Source organism: Pseudomonas sp. NS1(2017), assembly GCF_002269425.1.
In the GTDB taxonomy this organism is placed as follows: Bacteria; Pseudomonadota; Gammaproteobacteria; order Pseudomonadales; family Pseudomonadaceae; genus Aquipseudomonas; species Aquipseudomonas reactans.
In genome coordinates this window covers 4,225,536-4,247,054 of the sequence record NZ_CP022960.1, presented here as the reverse complement: position 1 = coordinate 4,247,054, position 21,519 = coordinate 4,225,536, and the positions used below count along the sequence as shown (strand labels likewise).

The following is a 21,519-nucleotide window of genomic DNA, read 5'->3' as shown; positions in this document are numbered from 1 at the left end:
GAACATCCGCCGTGATCGAACTGTCCCCTATTGATCAGCAGTTTTTAACCTCACTGACGATTGGAGTTCTTCATGGCGAAAATCAACCTGGCCCAGCAATTGGCGACCACCCTTGAACAGGCGGGCATCAAGCGCATCTGGGGCCTGACCGGCGACAGCCTGAACGGCCTCACCGACGCCCTGCGCACCATGGACAGCATCGAATGGATGCATGTGCGCCACGAGGAAGTGGCTGCCTTTGCCGCCGGCGCCGAAGCGGCCGCCACCGGCGAATTGACCGTATGCGCCGGCAGTTGCGGGCCGGGCAACCTGCACTTGATCAACGGCCTGTTCGACTGTCATCGCAACCATGTGCCGGTACTGGCGATTGCCGCGCAGATCCCGTCGTCGGAGATCGGCCTGAACTACTTCCAGGAAACCCATCCGCAGGAACTGTTCAAGGAATGCAGCCACTTCATCGAACTGGTGACTAACCCCGAGCAGATGCCCCATGTGCTGCACCGCGCCATGCGTTCGGCGATCCTCAATCGCGGCGTGGCGGTGGTGGTGATTCCGGGCGATGTGTCGCTGCTGGAAGTGGAAGACAAGCTCAAGCCTTGGCCGGCTCTGCACGCGCCACGCACGCTACCGGCGGAACAGGACCTGCAACGCCTCACCGAGATCCTGGAAAGCAGCCGGAAAACCACCCTACTCTGCGGCAGCGGCTGTGCCGGCGCCCATGATCAAGTGGTGGCCCTGGCCGACGCCCTCGGCGCTCCAGTGGTGCATGCACTGCGCGGTAAAGAGCATGTGGAATGGGACAACCCGTTCGACGTAGGCATGACCGGCCTGATCGGCTTCAGCTCCGGCTACCATGCCATGCTCGACTGCGACACCTTGATCATGCTCGGCACCGACTTCCCCTACCGCCAGTTCTACCCAACCGACGCCAAGATCATTCAGGTCGACCGCAACCCGCAGGCACTCGGCCGCCGCGCCACACTGGACCTGGGTATTGCCGCGGATGTCGGCGAAACCATCGGCGCCCTGCTGCCGCGCCTGACGCGCAAGACCGATCGCAGCTTTCTCGAAACCTCCCTGAAGCACTACGAGAAAGCCCGCCAAGGGCTGGACGACCTCGCTCAACCCTCGAAAGCCAATCGACCGATTCACCCGCAATACGTCGCACGTTTGCTCAGTGAATTGGCGGATGACGATGCGATCTTCACCGCCGATGTCGGCTCGCCCACCGTGTGGGCTGCACGCTATTTGAAGATGAACGGCAAGCGCCGGCTGATCGGTTCGTTCAACCACGGCTCGATGGCCAATGCCATGCCCCAAGCCATGGGTGCCCAGGCAGCCTTTCCGGATCGGCAGGTGATCTCGATGTCGGGTGACGGTGGTTTCGCCATGCTGATGGGGGATTTCATCTCGTTGGCGCAGTTGAATCTGCCGGTGAAAGTCATTGTGTTCGATAACTCATCACTGGGGTTTGTCGCCATGGAAATGAAGGCGGCGGGCTATCTGGATGCCGGCACCGAGCTGAAAAACCCGGACTTTGCCGCCATGTCCAACGCCATGGGCATCCTCGGCATTCGCGTGGAGCAATCGGAAGACCTCGAACCGGCCCTGCGCCGCGCCCTCGCCCATGACGGCCCAGTGCTGGTGGACGTGGTCACCGCGACCCAGGAGCTGGTGATGCCGCCGACCATCAAGCTGGAACAGGCCAAGGGGTTCAGCCTGTATATGCTCAAGGCGGTGATGAGTGGCCGTGGCGATGAAGTGATCGAACTGGCGCGTACCAACTGGTTGCGCTAGCGCAGGGAAGCACCGTAGCGGACCACCACTTCGGTGATCACCTCGACCATGCGCGGTTCCGCATCCGGCGCGCTGAACAGGCGGAACTCGGCATCGGGCAATTCGGGTAACCCGTGCTCGGCGCCGAGTATCGTCAAGCCGGGTACCAGTTGGCTGCGCGCAATCGGCGCGATGGCAAAGCCGGCCAACGCGGCAGCATGCAACGCCGCGTAGCTGGCGCAGAGCATGGCGGTACGCTGGGCGATCCCCGCCTGGGCCAAACGTGACAGCGCCGCTTCGCGATAAGGGCAAGGCTCGGGAAACAGCGCCAAAGGCAGGGGCGTCGGCAATGTCGTCAGCGGTTGCGCAGACCAGGCCCACACCAGCGGCTCCTGCCACAGCGCCAGGCCAGGCTCGCTGGATTCGCACAACGACCCCACCACCACATCCAATTCGCCCAGCTTCATCAACGTCAGCAAAGAACCAGGAATACCCACCTGCACCGTGATCTGCAGGCCGGGGTATTGCGCGGCAACCTCCTGCAACTCGCGCAACAGACGCGCATCCGCGAACTCTTCCGACACACCAACACGCAGGTTTCCTTCAAATGCCGAGCGCGTCAGCTCGGCCCAGGCATTGCGATTCAACGCCAGGATGCCCCGTGCGTACGCCATCAGGCGTTCGCCGTCCGCCGTCAGTTGCTGGGAGCGCGTGGTACGGGTAAGCAAGGGTTTGCCCACCTGTTCCTCCAGACGCCGCAGATGCCCGCTGACCGCCGATTGCGTGAGGTGCAAACGGGCAGCGGCGCGGCTGAAGCCTTCTTCATCCACCACGGCGACAAAGGTTTTTAGCAGGACTGTATCGAACATATTCTTAAAACAGATTAATCAGGCAATAAAACACGATTTATATTTCACTTGGCGGTATGTTGCAATGCTTGGGTCATCTTCCTCCGAGACCCGCCATGACCACCCTCCTGCACATCGAATGCTCACCGCGCAAACAGCGCTCCGCCTCTTTGGAAATCGCCCGCCAGTTTATCGCGCGGTATCAGCAGAACGCGCCCGACACCCAGGTCAATAACTTGGACCTCTGGGCGCTGGACCTGCCCGAATTCGACGGCCCGATCATGGACGCCAAATACGCCGGGCTCAGTGGAACGCCGTTGAGTGATGAACAAGCCCTCGCCTGGGGAAAACTGAAAGCGCTTGCAGCCCAACTGCATCAGGCTGACGTGCTGATTTTCTCGGTTCCGCTGTGGAATTTCGCCGTGCCCTACAAGCTCAAGCACTTTATCGACGTAGTGTCGCAGAAGGACGTGTTGTTCGAATTCAGCCCGGAGCACGGGTTGCGCGGGCTGCTGCGCAACAAGACGGCGGTGAACGTGTATGCGCGGGGTATGGATTTTTCGGCGCCGGACACCCAGGCGATGGATTTCCAGAAGCCCTACATGGATGCCTGGCTAGGTTTTGTCGGGGTGACAGATGTGCATTCGTTGTATGTGGAGAAGACCATCCTGGGGCCGGAGGTCGATCAGGCGTCGCGCCTGAAGAGCACAGCGTTGGCGCTGTTGCTTGCGGATCAGTTGGCCTGACAACACGCAAAAGACCCGGCCGCTTTGACCGGGTCTACAGCGGTCAACCGTGCTGTTTTTCGACCCACTTGCCGTAGGCATCGATAAACGCCTGCAAGAACGGCTTGGTCTTTTCCGAGACCTTGCCCGCCTCGTCAAACACACTGCCCGCGCCACCCAGATAGGCCTCCGGCTGTTGCATGCAGGGCACATCAAGGAACACCAGGGACTGGCGCAGATGATGGTTGGCGCCAAACCCACCAATCGCACCCGGCGATACACTGATGATCGCACCCGGCTTACCGCTCCAGGCGCTCTGGCCGTAAGGCCGCGAACCGACGTCGATGGCGTTTTTCAACGGGGCGGGCACGGAGCGGTTGTATTCCGGGGTCACGAACAACACTGCGTCGGATGAGCTCACCTGTTTGCGGAAAGTACTGTAGGCTGCCGGCGGTGTGGCCCCGTCAATGTCTTCGTTGTAGAGCGGCAAATCGCCAATTTCCACAATGTTCAACTTCAGGTTGGCAGGGGCCAGTTCGGCCAGTGCCAGTGCGACCTTGCGGTTGATCGAGTCTTTTCTCAAGCTGCCGACCACGACGGCGACGGTGTAGACCTTGCTCATTGGGGTTTCCCGACGTCTGACTAAAGGAGCTTGTAGTTATAGAGTCTTCGCGGCGTGTTCACCAGAAGGTTTTGATATTCCTGCGGGCGTTTGCCTGGCACTGCGACACGTAGGAAGCATCTGAAAATATCAGCGAATAGTATTTTTATTCCGTAAGTAAACTACCCCGCTCCATGACGGTCTACAGAACCGCAAATCGAGTGTTTATCTCCAGAGGTTCTAAACAGATGGCAGCAGTATTAGTCGGACAGTTTCATGCCAGAGACGCAGAAGGACGCGTGTATTCGGTGCATGAGTTCCAGGAATCCAACCCGGCGCAAGGCGACCTGGCTGGCTCGGCACCTACCACCACCTACAAGCTGGCCATTGGCGACCGTGTAGAGAAACTGGAAGGCGACGAATTCAAGTTGATCCAATCGGGCACCATTCTTGTGCGCGAATCGCAAACCACCCTCGCTTCATAAGATCTCGCCCTATCCACCTGCTCAGTCCTGGCCATTGACGGCATTGACTGGGCTGGGGTGATCACGGACGACGGATTTCCGTGACCTCGATGCCCTGCTCTCCCTGCACCTTCTTCAGCGTCACCATCAACCGCCCCCTCTCGCCGTCAACGGCATACAGCGAACGCTGGTAGCCTGCGGAGTTGTAGCCGGGATGCGCGACCACCTGCCTGACCAACTCCATGCCCAGCACCGAGCCCACCTGCTCCACTACCTGTTCCTGGGAGCGGATAAAGGCTTCAAGTGCCAGGTTTTCCGGCGCGGTTTCGTTTTGAGTGTCGAGGAGATAAGCAGCCACGCAGCCGACGGTCACCACGACCAGCAGTTGCTTGGCCGTTACCCCGAGGAAAATCGAGGGTAAAGGCATATGAGACCAGACCTGTTTTTGTTGTTAATGCCGGCAGCCGGCTGTGGTCGTTGATGATCAGCGCAGCCATTCTATTGAATACCCGGCCCGCTGCACATAGACTCCGGCGATGCGTTTACGTCATATCGAAGTGATTCAGGCCATCTTGCAGACCGGACACCCAGGCTTGGCCGCCGAATGGTTGCAACTTTCCGTGGGCGATGTGGAAGCGGCGCTCAAGGACGCCGAGCAGCAGCTTGGCTTCATGCTGTTCGCCAGTGTGCGTGGACGTTTGCAGGCCACCCGGGAAACCCTGGAACTGCAAGCCGAAATCGCCCACGTCTATGAAGCGCTGGAGCCGGTGCAACGACTGGCCAGCCGCTTGAAACACCATCACGCTCCTACCCTGCGCGCCCTCTGCACGCCGCCCCTGGCCAATCAACTGCTGCCGCAAAGCATTGCAGCGTTGCGCCGACGCTTTCAGGACACACCGTGCAACCTGTCGAGCCAACCGACCCGAGAGATCGTCAGGAGTTTACTGCTGCACGAAGCCGATGTGGGTTTGAGCCTGCATGACCCGGAACACCCTCAGATCCATAGCGCCGTGCTGGCCCAAGGCAAATTGCAACTGCTGGCGCCCCACGGCTGGCTGAAGCCCAAGCAAAAATACATCGCGCTGCAGGACCTCGCCGGGCAGTCGATGATCGGGCTGGAAGGCCAGGACCCTCTCAGCCGCCTGCTGGACGCCAAGCTGCAAGCCTTGCGCCCGCTGCCGGTGGTGCAGACGCGTGTACAGACTTATCAGATGATGCGCAGCATGGTCGAAGCGGGAGAAGGCCTGGCGGTGGTTGACCCCTTCACCGCCTTTGGCGCACGGGAGGCGGGGCTGGATGCGTGCCCGGTGTCGCCGCCGATCATGGTCAGCCTGTACGCGCTGACCCTCAAGGAGGGCGCGGCCTCGCCGGCGCTGAATGCGTTGCTGGAGATCGTGACGCAAAGGGCCGAGGGCCTTCTTTCAGGTGAGACAAAGACCCTGTAGGAGCGAGCTCGCTCGCGAAAAACTTATAGGCGCCGCGTTTAGATTGGATGCACGCGTTATCGTTGACGTTTTTCGCGAGCAAGCTCGCTCCTACACCTTGAACAGCCGATACCAGAATATCGCCACTTCGCGGGTTTGCGGGTCGATGCCGCGATAGCGCAGGTGGTCGACCCCGCCCATCACGTAGCCGCAACGCTCGTACAAACGACAGGCGCCCAGATTGTTGTTCTGGGTTTCCAGCATCATCCCCGGCAGGTTCTTTTTGCGACTCCAGAACTGCGCCACATCCAGCAACGCCTTCGCCACCCCGTGACGCCGCGCGGGCAAAGCCACCGCCAGCTCATCGACATGGGCAAAACCGTTCCAGTTGGTGCTGACCACAATATGCCCCACCGGGCGATCATCCAGGTAGGCCATGAAGATCGCGCTGTCGGGCGCATCGCGGAAACTGGCGAATTCTTCGGGGTCGATCCCATAGCACTTGCGGTACGGCAAGATGCGTTCCACGGGCCATTGATCGACCCGCTTGCCCATCTGTGGCTCACCGTAGGCGCTGACCTCAAAGCTGAAATCATTGCCCCACACGTAGGCATCAAAGCCTTCGTCGGCGACCCTTACACTGAGCCCCGGATACTTCGGGTTCATTACAGCTTGCATAACCATCCTTAACCCTTGATGCAATCGACGGTGTAACAACGACCACTGCCGTCATCTTCGTGTTGTAAGCCGTGAACATCGGCGACAAAACCGGGGAAACTGCTATCGAATGTCCGGGCAAACGCCAGGTAATCGATGATCGAGCGCGTCGACTCGGTAAAGCGCTCGCCCGGCATGATCAACGGAATGCCGGGCGGATAAGGCACCAGCATCACTGCTGCGACGCGGCCTTGCAAGGCGTCAATGGAGACCGCCTCCACTTCGCCCCTCACCAATTGGTCGTAGGCGTCGGCCGGTTTCATCGCGATTTCCGGCAAGACGGTGTACATGCGCTTGAGGTGTTTGGCCGTGGCATTGCTGCGGTAACAGCCGTGCAATTGGTTGCACAGGTCGCGCAAACCCAGCCCTTGGTAACGCGCCGCCCCTTGTGCAAACACCGAAGGCAGGCAACTGGCCAGGCTGACATTGGCGTCGTAACTGCGCTTGAATTCCAGCAACTCGGTGAGCAAGGTACTCCATTTGCCCTTGGTGATGCCCATGGAAAACAACACGAGGAAGGAATACAACCCGGTCTTTTCCACCACCAGCCCACGCTCCCAGAGGAATTTGCTGACGACCGCTGCGGGAATCCCGCAATCGCTGAGGGCACCGCCGGCATTGAGGCCGGGCATCACCAGCGTGACTTTGATCGGGTCGAGCAGCACATAGTCTTCGGCCACGTCGCCGAAGCCATGCCAGTCATCCTCAGGGTGCAACAGCCAATCGGCGGTGGCGACGCGGTCGATGCCCGCCACTGATGGCGGCTGCCAGATCGAAAACCACCAATCCTCTTCAGCAATGTGCTGGCGCAGGTTGGCCAGGGCACGGCGGAAACTCAACGCCTCGTCGAACATTTCCTGCAACAGCGAACGCCCGGCCGGACCTTCCATCATCGCCGACGCCACATCCAGCGAGGCAATGATGCTGTATTGCGGCGAGGTGGAGATGTGCATCATGAAGGCTTCGTTGAAACGGTCACGGTCCAGCTGGCGGGCGCCGCCATCCTGCACATGGATCATTGAGGCCTGGCTGAAGGCCGCCAGCAGCTTGTGGGTCGAGTGAGTGGTGAACACCAACGGGCTGTCTGGCGTGCGCGAAGTGCCCATGCCGTAGCGCCCGGCGAAGAACTCGTGGAATGCCGCGTAGGCATACCAGGCCTCATCAAAATGCAGCACCTCGACGCTGTTGCCCAGTTGTTGTTTGATCAGCTCGGCGTTGTAGCACAGGCCGTCATAGGTGGAATTGGTCACCACGGCCATTTTCACTTTTGGCGGGCGGCCACGGGTAAGCGGGCTGGCGTCGATCTTGGCGCGGATTGATTCGGGGCTGAATTCGCTCAAGGGAATCGGGCCGATAATCCCCAGTTCGTTGCGTTCGGGGCACAGGTACAACGGGATGGCGCCGGTCATGATGATCGAGTGCAACACCGACTTATGGCAATTGCGGTCCACCAGCACCAGGTCATCACGCCCGACCATGGAATGCCAGACGATCTTGTTCGCGGTGGAGGTGCCGTTGATCACGAAGAAGGTGTGATCAGCGCCAAAGTTGCGCGCGGCGCGGGCCTCAGCCTCAGCCAGCGGGCCAGTGTGATCCAGCAACGAGCCGAGTTCAGGCACTGATACCGACAGGTCCGAGCGCAGGGTATTTTCCCCGAAGAACTGATGAAACGCCTGCCCCACCGGGCTCTTGCGGTAGGCCACGCCACCGCCATGGCCGGGGGTGTGCCAGGAGTAGTTGGAGTCAGCGGTGTGCTGCACCAGCGCCTTGAAGAACGGCGGCAACAGGCCATCCAGGTAAGTACGCGCCGCACGGGCGACTTGCCGCGCAAGAAACGGCACGGTGTCTTCGAACAGGTAGAGAATGCCGCGCAACTGGTTGAGTTCACTCATGGCATCGGCGGGCGCGTTTTCCAGGGTGACTTGCTCGCCCAGGGCAAAGATCGGCAGGTTCGGCGCCCGCAGCCGCGCCAGGCGGATCAGCTCGACCATGTTTTGCAGCAGGTGGGTATTTTCGCCAGCCCCTTCGGCAGCGATCAGCATGCACGCAAGGCCATGATGGGTAGAAGCCACCAGTCGTCCTTCGGCGTAATCCACTGCGGAAAAAATACTGAAACCCTCTTGTTCCAGCTCTCGGGCGATGCCTCGGACCCGATCACCGGCAACGGTGTCGGCCTTGATGTCACGGTGCACGATAAGGACAGGGAACTTCAGGTCTTTGTACATGAGTGCTTGTAGTCCTGAGGGCTATGCACTCAAGGGTAGAAGCTGGGGGGCGATGACGCGAATGAAGATTTTGAAAGCACAGTGAACCACTGTAGGAGCCGGCTTGCCGGCGATGAGGCCGTTGAATCTTGCGATGTGTTCAAGGCCGCCATCGCCGGCAAGCCGGCTCCTACAAGGTTTGCGTCATTGCTGGGTCAGGGTCGACCACAACGCCGGCGCACCCGCCGACTTGGCAATCGCTTCCAGACGCGCCGCATGCTCGGCCAGGTCCTGCTCACTGGCGCGGATGATCGTGGTCGGCTTGCGGTCGCCTGGCAAGCGGCGGATTTCCGAAGGACGGTTGCCCGAGCCTTCCGCCGATCCGCTGCCATCGGAGGCGTTACCCGCCAGGGACAGGCTGGTCTGCCCACCGGTCATGGTCAGGTAGACGTCGGCAAGAATCTCGGAGTCGAGCAAGGCGCCGTGAAGCTCACGGCCGGAGTTGTCGACGCCATAACGCTTGCACAAGGCATCGAGGCTGTTGCGCTGGCCGGGGTGACGCTCACGGGCCATCATCAAGGTGTCGAGGATCGAGCAGTGCTGGGAAATGTCTGCACGATCGGTCTGCCCCATCAGGGCAAATTCGTTGTTGATGAAGCCGACGTCGAACGCCGCGTTATGGATGATCAGCTGCGCGCCGTTAATGAATTCGAAGAACTCATCGGCGACTTCAGCGAAACGCGGCTTGCCCTTGAGGAATTCGTCGGTGATGCCGTGAACGCCAATCGCGCCCTCGTCACTGTCGCGGTCCGGTTGCAGGTAGACGTGGAAGTGACGCCCGGTGAGGCGGCGACCGATCAATTCGACACAGCCGATTTCGATGATCCGGTGGCCGTCGGTCACCGGCATGCCGGTGGTTTCGGTATCGAGTACAACAGATCGGATGGCCATCAGGGTTCAGCTCTCAACGGTGTGGTGTATTTCAAGGGGCGGGATATTAGCACGTCACACTCCAGGCTGGCCCAGGACGCTAACGCTTCGACAGTTTCTTACACTCTTTAGCAAAGCCGCAGCAGTTTGCCCGAGGCGCGCTTGTTAGCCTGACCACCCCAAGCTAATGAAGACTATGCAACACAATGAATCCTTCAAAAACACTGTGCACCCTGTTACTGCTGGGCAGCGTCTGTACCGCACAGGCGACCAGTTTCGTGATGACCACCGACTTTCTGGTCAGCCTGTCCATGAGCGCCAGCAAGGGCACCAGCTCTTCATTCAAGGACGACAAGATTGTTCAGGCCGCCAGGGATGACGCCGAAGCCTTTGTCGCCAGCGATGGCCAGATCCTGGGGGTGCGCCTGGCGTCGGCGCTGGTGCATGTGCGGGAGCGTCTGCCTGGGCCAACCTATACCGATATGCAACTGGCCCAGGCTATCGCTGCACTTTAAACGTCAGCTCTGCTTGTAGCCGCGCACTTCGTCCACGCCACGGTTGGCCAACTGGTCGGCGCGCTCGTTGCCAGGGTGGCCGATGTGACCGCGCACCCACTTCCAGGTGATGTCATGGCGATTGCATTGCTCATCGAGCAGTTGCCACAGGTCGGCATTCTTTACCGGTTCCTTGGCCGCCGTCTTCCAGCCGCGCTTCTTCCAATTGACCATCCACTCGTTGATGCCCTTCATCACGTATTGCGAGTCGGTCACCAGCAACACGTTGCAGCGGCGTTTGAGTTCTTCCAGCCCGCGAATGGCGCCCATCAGCTCCATGCGGTTATTGGTGGTATTGGGTTCGCCGCCCCACAACTCTTTCTCCACGCCCTTGCACACCAGCAACGCGCCCCAGCCGCCAGGGCCGGGGTTGCCCTTGCAGGCGCCATCGGTGAAGAGTTCTACGCTATCGGTCATCGGTTGCTCGGTATTCAATCAAAAAGAGGGTCATGCGTCGCTTTGCTTGCGGTTGACCTTGGCCATCGGCATCGGCACCAACTTGCCCATCGGCTCGCGGCGCACCTGTTGCACTGGCCGCAACCCAACCACGATCTTGCGCGCCACCAGCAGATAGAAGCCGCCACCCGATAATTGCCAGGCACCTGCGCGGCGCTCCCAGCCGGCCAGACGGGCTTGCCACTTGGTCGACGCAAGCGGCGGACGATAGCACCCGAAGCGACGTTTCTCCAGCGCGAAGCCCAGCAGGTTCAGCCAGTCCCCCACCCGTTGCGGCGAGATGCAACGCGCCTGGCGCAAAGCGTCGTGGGCGAACACATGGCGCAAGCCCCAACTGCTCCAGGGGTTGATCCCGACAATCAGCAAATGGCCACCCGGGCGCACACTGCTCGCCGCTTCGCGCAGCAAGCCGTGGGGCGACAGGCAGAAATCCAGGCCATGCTGTAACACCACCACATCGGCGGCGTGCTCGCTCAACGGCCACGCCTGTTCCTCACAGACAATCTCCACCCCCGGCAACGGTGCACCCAGGCGTACGTTGCGTTGTACCTGAAGCGCGCACGGCGGCGTTTCGGCCGACGGCCCGTAATGCACAAGATAACCGCCAAAGAACCGGCCCAACTCGTCTTCGAGCATGCGCCGTTCTTCGTCCAGCAGAAATTGCCCGATCGGACCGGACAGCCATTCACGGGCTGCGCTGATCAGGGCCAGCCACTCAGGATCGGCCTGGGCGAACGCTTTATCAGTCATTGCATTCTCCAACTCGCCTAGACGTTCTAAGATGCACCAATGTGTTCAGCTTGGCGAATCGAAGAATGATACAGATCAGTGCCCTGCCCGCCTTCACCGATAACTACATCTGGTTGTTACAAGACCCGAGCACCCAGCGCTGCGCCGTGGTCGACCCCGGCGATGCCGCGCCGGTGCTGGCCTGGCTCAAGCTAAACCCTGAGTGGGTCCTGAGCGACATCCTGATCACTCACCACCACCACGACCATGTCGGCGGCGTCGAACAACTCAAACGGGTGACTGACGCCAAGGTGTACGGCCCGGCCAACGAGAAAATCCCGGCGCGGGACGTAGCCTTGAACGATAACGACCGCATCAGCGTGCTCGGCTGGGATTTCGACATTTATACCGTGCCTGGCCACACCCTGGGCCATATCGCGTTTTATCACCAGGGCGTGCTGTTGTGTGGCGACACCCTGTTCGCCGCCGGCTGCGGGCGCCTGTTCGAAGGCACGCCGGAACAGATGCACACGTCGCTTGAGCGTTTGGCCGCGTTGCCCGCCGACACGTTGGTGTACTGCACCCACGAATACACACAAAGCAACCTCAAGTTTGCCCAAGCCGTCGAACCGGATAACGCCGATATCGCCGAACGGGTGGAAAACGTCCGTCAATTGCGCGAACGTGGCGAGATCACGCTGCCTTCCAACCTAGCCCTGGAAAAGCGCACCAACCCCTTTCTGCGCACCTCTGAAACATCCGTTAAACAAAAAGCGGACGAACGGAATGGCCGCGACAACCGCTCTGGGGCCGAGGTGTTTGCTAGCTTGAGGGCGTGGAAAGATAAGTTCTAACAGGATGCAATCTGATACGTAATTTCTGAATGGTTGACCGGAACCCAACGGGTTTCTAGAATCGCCCGACATTTTTGCCCGGAACTTACTTCCAGCCAATGTCGTCATCTATTCGTAAATCCAACCATTCAGACGCATTGACCCGCCTGGCTCAAGCTGTGGCGGTGGCTGTGTCCGCCACGCTGGCGGGCTGCCAATCAAGCAATTTCACCGCACAATCCACCGTGCAACCCAAGCCAAACCTCAGCGCCAAGATCAAACAGAAACCCGTCATCTGGCTTTCGGAAAAGCCGGCTCCCGAAGTGCCCCAGGATGTTTGGGAACGTATGCGTCGGGGCTTTCAATTGCAGGATGGTGTAGGCGTCAACCCACGTATCGAGCAACAGCGACTGTGGTTCGCCAGCAACCCTTCCTTCCTGGAGAACGCCGGTGAACGCGGCAGTCTCTACATTCATTACATCGTCGAACGCCTTGAAGAACGCAACATGCCCTTGGAGCTGGCGCTGCTGCCAGTGATTGAAAGTGCCTACAACCCAATGGCCTATTCGCGCAGCGATGCGGTCGGCTTGTGGCAGTTCATCCCCTCCACCGGGCGTTACTTCAACCTGCGCCAGACCCGCGCCTATGATGGCCGTCGCGACATCACCGCCTCCACCACCGCCGCCCTCGACTACCTGACCCGTCTGCACGACATGTTCAACGGTGACTGGCTGCTGGCCCTGGCCGCCTACAACGCAGGCGAAGGCACGGTGAGCCGGGCGATCGAGCGCAACGAAAAGCTCGGCCTGCCGACCGACTACTGGAACCTGCCCCTGCCCCAGGAAACCAAGGACTACGTGCCCAAGTTCCTGGCGCTGTCCCAGGTGGTGCTGGCGCCCGAGGCCTATGGCGTCAACCTGAACCCGATTGCCAACACGCCGTACTTCGAAGTGGTTGAGGTCAAGCAAAGCATGGACCTGTCACGGGTTGCCGCGCTGGCCGAGATCGACGAAGACGAACTGTTCCAGCTCAACCCCGCGCTGAAGCAGCGCACCACCCTGGATGGCCCGCAGCATCTGCTGGTGCCGAGTTCCAAGGCGCAACTGCTCACCAGCACCCTTTCGACGATGAAGCCTGAAGAATTGCTGGCGATGCGTCCGAAAAAGCAGGTGTTCGACGAAGTCGAGACCGCGCGGGTTGCCGGACGTACCCGCAGCTACAAGGTACGCAGTGGCGACAACCTGACGCTGATCGCCAAGGCCAACAAGGTCGATGTGCATGACCTCCAGCGCTGGAACAAGCTCAACGGCCAAGCCCTCAAGGTCGGCCAGACCCTGGTGATGCAGGACACGCGCAAAGTCGTGGCCAGCAGCAAGAAGCCGGTGCAGTACAAGGTCAAGAAGGGTGATTCGCTGTACATCGTCGCCAAGCGCTTCAACGTTGAGATGCAACATCTCAAGCGTTGGAACCCGCGTACTGGCCAGGCGTTGAAGCCGGGGCAGATGCTGGTGGTTTCCGGACCACGCTGAGGCCTGAAGCACACCGGGGAGCTAATGTGGGAGCGGGCTTGCTCGCGAATGCGGTGTGTCAGTCACTAGATGCATTAACTGATCCTCCGCATTCGCGAGCAAGCCCGCTCCCACATTGGATCTACATCATCCCAATCGGCTTTTTCCAACCGGAACAAGCTGTTACTGTACCGATCATAAAGCGCAAGCCGCCTGGATCGGATCCCTGATTTGAAGCGTCCCCTCCTTCTACTAATAAGTCTGGCCTTGAGCTTTGGTGCGAACGCGGCGATTACCGAGAGTCACGGTTACACGCAGTTCGGCAGTCTCAAGTACCCGGCCAAATTCACCCACTTCGATTGGGTAAACCCTGCAGCGCCGAAAGGCGGGACATTGCGGGTCATGGCCTTTGGCACCTTCGACACCCTCAACCCCTATACCTTCAAGGGCTCCAGCCCGGTTTCCACCCCCAATTTCCTGCAATACGGCGTCAACGAGCTGAACGAGCCGTTGATGGTCGGCACCGGCCTGTACGCGCCTTCCGGCGATGAGCCCACCTCCAGTTATGGGCTGATCGCCCAGTCGGTGGAGTACAGCGAGGACCGCAGTTGGGTGGTGTTCAATCTGCGCCCGGAAGCGCGCTTCCACGATGGTAAGCCGATCACCGCCTACGACGTGGCGTTTTCCTATCGCACCCTGCTGACCGAAGGCCACCCGCAGTACCGCACCAACCTGCAGGAAGTGGCGCGGGTAGATATCCTCAACCGGCACCGCATCCGCTTTGTGTTCAAGCGCGCCGGCAACCCGTTGTTGATCCTGCGCCTGGGCGAATTGCCGGTATTGCCCCAGCACTACTGGAAAAACCGCGATTTCAAGGCCACCACCTTCGAACCGCCTTTGGGCAGCGGGCCGTACCGCATCAGCAAGGTCACGCCTGGCCGGCAACTGGTGTTCGAACGGGTCAAGGACTACTGGGGCAAGGACCTGCCGGTCAACCAAGGCTTCTATAACTACGACAAGGTCGAAGTGGAGTTCTATCGCGACAGCGACGTGGCCTTCGAAGCCTTCAAGGCCGGCGAATTCGATATCTATATCGAGCATCAGGCCAAAAACTGGGCAAATGGCTACAACTTCCCGGCGGTGAACCGGGGAGACGTGATCAAGGCGCAGATCGCCCACCAGATCCCGACCCAGAGCCAGGGCCTGTTCATGAACAGCCGGCGGCCGAATTTCAGCCAGACCAAGGTGCGTGAAGCCCTGGGGCTGATGTTCGACTTCGAATGGACCAACCGCACCCTGTTCAGCAGCGCCTACAAACGTACCTTGAGCTATTACCCCAACAGCGAATTCTCCGCCACCGGCGTGCCCACCGGCCATGAATGGCTGATGCTCTCACCCTACCGCGAGCAATTGCCGGCCAACCTGTTTACCCAGCCGTTCAGCCTGCCCCAGACCGACGGGCGTGGCATCCCTCGCGAGACCATGCGCCGCGCCCTGGCCCTGCTCGGTGACGCCGGCTGGAAACTCTCCGGCCAACGCCTACTGAACAAGGACGGCCAACCGCTGCGCTTCGAAATACTGCTGGTCAACCCGAACCTGGAGCGCATCTTGCAGCCCTATGTCGAGAACCTGATCAGCATCGGCATCGACGCACGCCTGCGCACCGTCGACCGCGCCCAGTACAAGCAGCGCCTGGATCAATTCGACTTCGACATGATCCTGATCACCCTCAACCAGACCTTGAGCCCGGGCCTTGAGCAGTGGCAGTACTTCCACTCCAGCCAGGCCGCGATCAAGGGCAGCAAGAACTATGCAGGCATTGCCAACCCGATTGTCGATCACCTGCTGGAACAACTGCTGGCCGCCAAGACCCGCGAAGAGCAACTGGCCGCCGGCCGTGCCCTGGACCGGGTGCTGCTGTGGCAGCACTACAGTATTCCCAACTGGTACCTCAACTATCATCGCTTGGCGTACCGCAACCGGTTCGCCTTTGTCACCACGCCGCCCTATAGCCTGGGCCTGAGCGCGTGGTGGCTGAAAGCTTCGGAGAAAGCCCAATGATGTATTTGCGTACTGCACTGCTCGGCGGCCTGCTGCTGTGCACCGCGGCCCAAGCCGCCCCGCAACATGCGTTGACGCTCTACAACGAACCACCGAAATACCCCGCCGACTTCAAGCACTTCGACTACGTCAACCCGGATGCGCCCAAGGGCGGCACTTTCCGCGAGTCGGCCATGGGCGGCTTCGACAGCCTCAACCCCTACATCAGCAAAGGCGTGCCGGCCGATAACCTCGGTTTGATCTACGACACCCTGGCCATGCAAAGCCTGGACGAGCCCATCACCGAATACGGCCTAGTGGCCGGCAAGATCGAAAAAGCCCCGGACAACAGTTGGGTGCGCTTCTACCTGCGCCCGGAAGCCCGCTTCCATGACGGTCACCCGATCCGCGCCGAAGACGTGGTGTTCACCTTCCAGGAACTGATCAAGGAAGGCTCGCCGATCTACCGCACCTACTACGCCGACGTCGACGAAGTGATCGCCGAAGACCCGCTGAAGGTGCTGTTCAAGTTCAAGCGCACCAACAACCGCGAATTACCGCTGATCCTCGGACAACTGCCGGTATTGCCCAAGCATTGGTGGGCGACCCGTGAGTTTGCCAAGGGCAACCTCGAAGTCCCGCTGGGCAGCGGGCCGTACAAGGTCGCCGAGGTCAAAGCGGGGCGCATGATCCGCTACGAGCGGGTCAAGGATTACTGGGCGAAGGACCTGCCGGTCGCCAAGGGTTTCTACAACTTCGATAACCGCATCACAGACTATTACCGCGACAGCACCGTGTCCCTGGAAGCCCTCAAGGCCGGGCAGTTCGATTACTGGCTGGAATTCAGCGCCAAGAACTGGGCCAACGCCTACAACATCCCGGCGGTGGCCCAGGGTCGCCTGATCAAGGAAGAAATCCCCAACGGCAACCCCACCGGCATGCAGGGCTTTGTGTTCAACATGCGCAAGCCGATGTTCCAGGACGTACGCGTGCGCAAGGCCATCAGCCTGTTGCTGGATTTCGAGTGGAGCAACAAGCAACTGTTCAACGGCGCCTATACCCGCACCCGCAGCTACTTTGAAAACTCGGAGATGGCCGCCACCGGCCTGCCCGGCCCGGATGAACTGGCAATCCTCGAACCGCTGCGCGACAAGATCCCGCCCGAGGTCTTCACCCAGGCCTTCGAACCGTCCAAGACCGACGGCAGCGGCATGATCCGCACCCAGCAGCGCGAGGCCTACCAACTGCTGCAGGAAGCCGGCTGGCGCATCGTCGATGACAAGATGGTCGACACCTCCGGCAAACCGGTGAAAATCGAGTTCCTGCTGGCCCAGACAGAGTTCGAGCGCATCCTGCTGCCGTTCAAGCGCAACCTGGCCGACCTGGGCATCGACCTGGTGATCCGTCGGGTCGACGTCTCACAATTCATCAATCGTATTCGCTCGCGGGACTTCGACATGCTGGTGGGCAGTTTCCCGCAGTCCACCTCGCCGGGTAATGAGCAGCGCGAGTTCTGGAAGTCCTCCAGTGCCGACAAACCCGGCAGCCGCAACTACATGGGCCTCAAGGACCCGGCCATCGACCAATTGGTGGAAGAGCTGATCGACGCCGACTCGCGCAAAAGCCTGGTGGCGCATGCCAAAGCCCTGGACCGCGTGTTGCAGTTCGGCTACTACGTGATCCCGAACTGGCACATCAAGACCTTCCGCGTGGCGTATTGGGATCACTTGGGCCACCCCAAAGTCCCGCCGCGCTACGACGTCGGCACCGCCACCTGGTGGGCCAAGCCGGATGTAACACCCGCCGTCACCTCAGACCCAGACACCAGCGCCGATCCGGCGAGCGGAGGCGATTAAATGCTGGCCTATATCTTTCGCCGCCTGTTACTGATCATCCCCACCCTGTTCGGGATCCTGCTGATCAACTTCGTCATCATCCAGGCCGCCCCCGGTGGCCCGGTGGAGCAGATGATCGCCAAGCTTGAAGGCTTCGAGGGCGCCACCAGCCGCATTGCCGGTGGCGGTTCCGAAGTGTCCGTGGCCGGTTCCAGCAGCTACCGTGGCGCCCAGGGCCTGGACCCGGCGCTGATCAAGGAAATCGAGAAGATGTACGGCTTCGACAAATCGGCGCCGGAACGCTTGTGGATCATGGTCAAGAACTACGCCCAGCTGGATTTTGGCGACAGCTTCTTCCGTGACGCCAAGGTCATTGACTTGATCAAGGAGAAGATGCCGGTATCCATTTCCCTCGGGTTATGGAGCACGCTGATCATGTACCTGGTGTCGATCCCATTGGGGATCGCCAAAGCCACGCGGCACGGAAGCCATTTCGACGTATGGACCAGTTCGGCGATCATCGTCGGCTATGCGATCCCGGCGTTCCTGTTTGCAATCCTGCTGATCGTGGTGTTTGCCGGTGGCAGTTACCTGGACTGGTTCCCCTTGCGCGGGCTCACATCGAACAATTTCGACGAACTGAGCTGGGGCGGCAAGATCCTCGATTACTTCTGGCACCTGGCGCTGCCCGTCACGGCCCTGGTGATCGGCAACTTCGCCACCATGACCCTGCTGACCAAGAACAGCTTTCTCGACGAGATCAACAAGCAGTACGTGGTCACCGCCAAAGCCAAGGGCCTGACCAACCACCGCGTGCTGTACGGCCATGTATTCCGCAACGCGATGTTGCTGGTGATCGCCGGTTTCCCTTCGGCGTTCATCGGGATCTTCTTCACCGGTTCCTTGTTGGTGGAGGTGATCTTCTCCCTCGACGGCCTGGGCCTGATGAGTTTTGAAGCGGCGATCAACCGCGACTACCCGGTGGTGTTCGGCACGCTGTTTATCTTCACCCTGCTGGGGCTGATCGTGAAACTGATCGGCGACCTCACCTACACCCTGGTCGATCCGCGTATCGACTTTGCCAGCCGGGAGCATTGAGATGAATCTATCCCCCCTCAATCGCCGTCGGTTCGAACGGTTCAAGGCCAACAAGCGTGGCTGGTGGTCACTGTGGCTGTTCCTGATCCTGTTCGTGCTGAGCCTGGGCGCCGAGCTGATCGCCAATGACAAACCGCTGGCCGTGCACTACGACGGCGGCTGGTACTTCCCCGCGCTCAAGCGCTACCCGGAGACCACCTTTGGCGGTGAATTCCCGCTGGAGGCCAACTACAAGAGCCCCTACATCCAGGAACTGCTCAAGGCCAAGGATGCCTGGACCTTGTGGGCGCCTATTCCGTTCAGCTACCAGAGCATCAACTACGACCTGAAAGTGCCGGCGCCGGCGCCGCCCTCTTCCGTGAATTTGCTGGGTACCGACGACCAAGGCCGCGACGTACTGGCGCGGGTCATCTACGGCTTCCGTGTGTCGGTGCTGTTTGCCCTGACGCTGACAGTGCTCAGCTCGATCATCGGCGTGATCGCCGGGGCCTTGCAGGGCTTCTACGGCGGCTGGGTGGATTTGGCCGGGCAGCGCTTCCTGGAGATATGGTCCGGGCTGCCGGTGTTGTACCTGCTGATCATCCTCGCCAGTTTCGTGCAGCCCAATTTCTGGTGGTTGCTCGGCATCATGCTGCTGTTTTCGTGGATGAGCCTGGTGGACGTGGTGCGCGCCGAGTTCCTGCGCGGGCGCAACCTGGAATACGTGCGCGCCGCCAGGGCCTTGGGCATGCAGAATGGCGCGATCATGTTCCGGCACATCCTGCCCAATGCGATGGTGTCGACCATGACCTTCATGCCGTTCATTCTCACCGGCGCCATCGGCACCCTCACCGCCCTGGACTTCCTCGGTTTTGGCTTGCCGGCCGGTTCGCCGTCGCTGGGTGAACTGGTGGCCCAAGGCAAATCCAACCTGCAAGCGCCGTGGCTGGGCATGAGTGCCTTTGCCGTGCTGGCGATCATGTTGAGTTTGCTGGTGTTTATCGGCGAGTCCGCTCGCGATGCCTTCGACCCGAGGAAATGAGATGAATCAGGACAATCTGATCGAAATCCGCGACCTCTCCGTCGAGTTCGTCACGGGCGACCATCACCACCGCGTGGTGAACAACGTCAGCTTCGACATCAAACGTGGCGAGACCATCGCTCTGGTGGGCGAAAGCGGCTCGGGCAAATCGGTGACCGCCCACTCGATCCTGCGCCTGCTGCCCTACCCGCTGGCGCGGCACCCCTCCGGCACCATCAACTATGCCGGGCAGGACCTGCTCACGCTGAAAGAAAAAACCATCCGCCACATTCGCGGCAACCGCATTGCGATGATCTTCCAGGAGCCGATGACCTCGTTGAACCCGCTGCACTCCATCGAGAAGCAGATCAACGAAGTACTCGGCCTGCACAAGGGGCTGCAAGGTAAAGTCGCCACCCAACGTACCCTGGAGTTGCTGGACCTGGTGGGCATTCCCGAACCGCACAAACGCCTCAAGGCCCTGCCCCATGAGCTGTCCGGAGGCCAGCGCCAACGGGTGATGATCGCCATGGCGCTGGCGAATGAGCCGGAGCTGCTGATCGCCGATGAGCCGACCACGGCGCTGGATGTGACCGTGCAGTTGAAGATCCTTGAACTGCTCAAGGAATTGCAGGCGCGCCTGGGCATGGCCCTGCTGCTGATCAGCCATGACTTGAACCTGGTGCGGCGTATCGCCCATCGCGTGTGCGTGATGCAAAAGGGTTGCATCGTCGAGCAGGCCGACTGTGAAACGCTGTTCCAGGCGCCCCAGCATCCGTATACCCAGGAACTGCTCGCGGCGGAGCCCAGCGGCGGACCGGCCGGCAACGAAGTCGGCCCTCCGTTGCTGGAAGTCGATGACCTGAAAGTGTGGTTCCCGATCAAGAAGGGCTTTTTGCGCAATACCGTCGATTACGTCAAGGCGGTGGACGGCATCAACTTCAGCCTGCCCCAGGGGCAGACCCTGGGAATCGTGGGCGAAAGCGGCTCGGGCAAATCGACACTGGGCCTGGCGATTCTGCGGTTGATCGCGAGCAAGGGCGGCATTCGTTTTGAAGGGCAGCAGTTGGATAAGCTCAGCCAGCAACAGGTGCGCCCGTTGCGTCGGGAGATGCAGGTGGTGTTCCAGGACCCATTTGGCAGCTTGAGCCCGCGGATGTGCGTCAGTGAGATCGTTGGCGAGGGGTTGCGTATCCATAAGATGGGGACGCCATTGGAGCAGGAAGCGGCGATTATTGCGGCGCTCAAGGAAGTCGGGTTGGATCCGGAGTCGCGGCATCGGTACCCCCATGAGTTCTCGGGTGGGCAGCGTCAGCGCATTGCCATTGCCCGGGCGTTGGTGCTCAAGCCGCGCCTGATTTTGCTGGATGAGCCGACATCGGCGCTGGATCGCACGGTGCAGCGGCAGGTGGTGGAGTTGTTGCGCAGTTTGCAGGCCAAGTACAACTTGACCTATCTGTTTATCAGCCATGATTTGGCGGTGGTCAAGGCGTTGAGCCATCAGTTGATGGTGGTGAAGCATGGGCAGGTGGTGGAACAGGGGGATGCGGCGGGGATTTTTGCCGCGCCGCAGCATGGGTATACGCGGCAGTTGTTGGAGGCGGCGTTTTTGGTTTGATCGTGTGTATATCCGTTTTTTCGGTAACGGCGGCTTAGGGTTCCGCCCTTACGGCGGCTCACTTTGGAAAAGCCCCAAAGTAAGCAAAGGGCTCTTGCCCCAACACTCGGCACCTCGCCTAGGCTCGGTGTGCCCGTAATCCGACAGTGATTTGGGGGG

At 60.4% G+C, this 21,519-nt stretch carries 20 protein-coding genes; 12 read left to right on the top strand and 8 right to left on the bottom strand.

Annotated features, from left to right (window positions below):
- Nucleotides 1-72 precede the first annotated feature (72 nt).
- A complete protein-coding gene (gene poxB, locus CI807_RS20045; protein WP_095015891.1) occupies nt 73-1,797 on the top strand; it encodes a ubiquinone-dependent pyruvate dehydrogenase in 1,725 nt (574 codons plus the stop codon).
- On the opposite strand, the gene CI807_RS20040 is transcribed toward poxB, so the two are convergent.
- Nucleotides 1,794-2,645, bottom strand: a complete 852-nt coding sequence (locus tag CI807_RS20040) for a LysR family transcriptional regulator (protein ID WP_095015890.1) — start codon at nt 2,643-2,645, stop codon at nt 1,794-1,796. The genes poxB and CI807_RS20040 overlap by 4 nt on opposite strands.
- Nucleotides 2,646-2,740: 95 nt before the next feature.
- Between CI807_RS20040 and CI807_RS20035 the strand changes: the two genes are divergently transcribed.
- Nucleotides 2,741-3,370 (top strand): FMN-dependent NADH-azoreductase, encoded by a 630-nt coding sequence (locus CI807_RS20035; protein ID WP_095015889.1) that lies wholly within the window; start codon nt 2,741-2,743, stop codon nt 3,368-3,370.
- A 43-nt stretch (nt 3,371-3,413) separates the two neighbouring features.
- Here CI807_RS20035 and CI807_RS20030 read toward each other — a convergent pair whose 3' ends face one another.
- Nucleotides 3,414-3,971 (bottom strand): NADPH-dependent FMN reductase, encoded by a 558-nt coding sequence (locus CI807_RS20030; RefSeq protein ID WP_095015888.1) that lies wholly within the window; start codon nt 3,969-3,971, stop codon nt 3,414-3,416.
- A gap of 227 nt (nt 3,972-4,198) precedes the next feature.
- On the opposite strand from CI807_RS20030, the gene CI807_RS20025 reads away from it, so the two are divergent.
- Nucleotides 4,199-4,435, top strand: a complete 237-nt coding sequence (locus CI807_RS20025; RefSeq protein ID WP_016979714.1) for a hypothetical protein — start codon at nt 4,199-4,201, stop codon at nt 4,433-4,435.
- Between the two features lie 61 nt (nt 4,436-4,496).
- Here the strand turns inward: CI807_RS20025 and CI807_RS20020 are convergent, their stop codons facing one another.
- Nucleotides 4,497-4,841 (bottom strand): hypothetical protein, encoded by a 345-nt coding sequence (locus tag CI807_RS20020; RefSeq protein WP_095015887.1) that lies wholly within the window; start codon nt 4,839-4,841, stop codon nt 4,497-4,499.
- 109 nt (nt 4,842-4,950) lie between these two features.
- Between CI807_RS20020 and CI807_RS20015 the strand changes: the two genes are divergently transcribed.
- Nucleotides 4,951-5,859, top strand: coding sequence for a LysR substrate-binding domain-containing protein (locus tag CI807_RS20015; protein WP_095015886.1), 909 nt, complete (start codon nt 4,951-4,953; stop codon nt 5,857-5,859).
- 90 nt (nt 5,860-5,949) lie between these two features.
- Here CI807_RS20015 and CI807_RS20010 read toward each other — a convergent pair whose 3' ends face one another.
- The 3 genes from CI807_RS20010 to dnaQ form a co-directional block, all read right to left on the bottom strand.
- Nucleotides 5,950-6,516, bottom strand: a complete 567-nt coding sequence (locus tag CI807_RS20010; protein WP_031290712.1) for a GNAT family N-acetyltransferase — start codon at nt 6,514-6,516, stop codon at nt 5,950-5,952.
- Between the two features lie 8 nt (nt 6,517-6,524).
- Nucleotides 6,525-8,780 (bottom strand): Orn/Lys/Arg decarboxylase N-terminal domain-containing protein, encoded by a 2,256-nt coding sequence (locus tag CI807_RS20005; RefSeq protein WP_095015885.1) that lies wholly within the window; start codon nt 8,778-8,780, stop codon nt 6,525-6,527.
- A gap of 183 nt (nt 8,781-8,963) precedes the next feature.
- Nucleotides 8,964-9,704, bottom strand: coding sequence for a DNA polymerase III subunit epsilon (gene dnaQ, locus CI807_RS20000; protein WP_177002819.1), 741 nt, complete (start codon nt 9,702-9,704; stop codon nt 8,964-8,966).
- Between the two features lie 191 nt (nt 9,705-9,895).
- Between dnaQ and CI807_RS19995 the strand changes: the two genes are divergently transcribed.
- Nucleotides 9,896-10,204, top strand: a complete 309-nt coding sequence (locus CI807_RS19995; protein WP_095015883.1) for a DUF2388 domain-containing protein — start codon at nt 9,896-9,898, stop codon at nt 10,202-10,204.
- Nucleotides 10,205-10,207: 3 nt separating this feature from the next.
- On the opposite strand, the gene rnhA is transcribed toward CI807_RS19995, so the two are convergent.
- Complete coding sequence (gene rnhA, locus CI807_RS19990) at nt 10,208-10,660, bottom strand: ribonuclease HI (protein ID WP_010210917.1); 453 nt, start codon at nt 10,658-10,660, stop codon at nt 10,208-10,210.
- 30 nt (nt 10,661-10,690) lie between these two features.
- Nucleotides 10,691-11,449 carry a methyltransferase domain-containing protein gene (locus CI807_RS19985; protein ID WP_095015882.1) on the bottom strand — a complete coding sequence of 253 codons (759 nt, stop codon included), beginning with the start codon at nt 11,447-11,449 and terminating at the stop codon, nt 10,691-10,693.
- Between the two features lie 65 nt (nt 11,450-11,514).
- Here CI807_RS19985 and gloB point away from each other — a divergent pair, with 65 nt between their 5' ends.
- The 7 genes from gloB to CI807_RS19950 all read left to right on the top strand — a co-directional run bounded on the left by gloB (nt 11,515) and on the right by CI807_RS19950 (nt 21,360).
- Nucleotides 11,515-12,282, top strand: coding sequence for a hydroxyacylglutathione hydrolase (gene gloB, locus CI807_RS19980; RefSeq protein ID WP_095015881.1), 768 nt, complete (start codon nt 11,515-11,517; stop codon nt 12,280-12,282).
- 98 nt (nt 12,283-12,380) lie between these two features.
- On the top strand, nt 12,381-13,790 hold the full coding sequence (locus tag CI807_RS19975; RefSeq protein WP_095015880.1) for a lytic transglycosylase domain-containing protein: 1,410 nt from the start codon (nt 12,381-12,383) through the stop codon (nt 13,788-13,790).
- Nucleotides 13,791-14,000: 210 nt separating this feature from the next.
- Entirely contained in the window at nt 14,001-15,830 is a 1,830-nt protein-coding gene (locus CI807_RS19970; protein WP_095015879.1) for an extracellular solute-binding protein, read from the top strand.
- Nucleotides 15,827-17,665, top strand: a complete 1,839-nt coding sequence (locus CI807_RS19965) for an extracellular solute-binding protein (protein WP_095015878.1) — start codon at nt 15,827-15,829, stop codon at nt 17,663-17,665. Before CI807_RS19970 ends, CI807_RS19965 begins: the two co-directional genes overlap by 4 nt.
- Nucleotides 17,666-18,742 (top strand): microcin C ABC transporter permease YejB, encoded by a 1,077-nt coding sequence (locus CI807_RS19960; protein ID WP_095015877.1) that lies wholly within the window; start codon nt 17,666-17,668, stop codon nt 18,740-18,742.
- 1 nt (nt 18,743) lies between these two features.
- Entirely contained in the window at nt 18,744-19,763 is a 1,020-nt protein-coding gene (locus CI807_RS19955; protein ID WP_012723835.1) for an ABC transporter permease, read from the top strand.
- A 1-nt stretch (nt 19,764) separates the two neighbouring features.
- Entirely contained in the window at nt 19,765-21,360 is a 1,596-nt protein-coding gene (locus CI807_RS19950) for an ABC transporter ATP-binding protein (RefSeq protein WP_095015876.1), read from the top strand.
- The last annotated feature ends 159 nt before the right edge of the window (nt 21,361-21,519 follow it).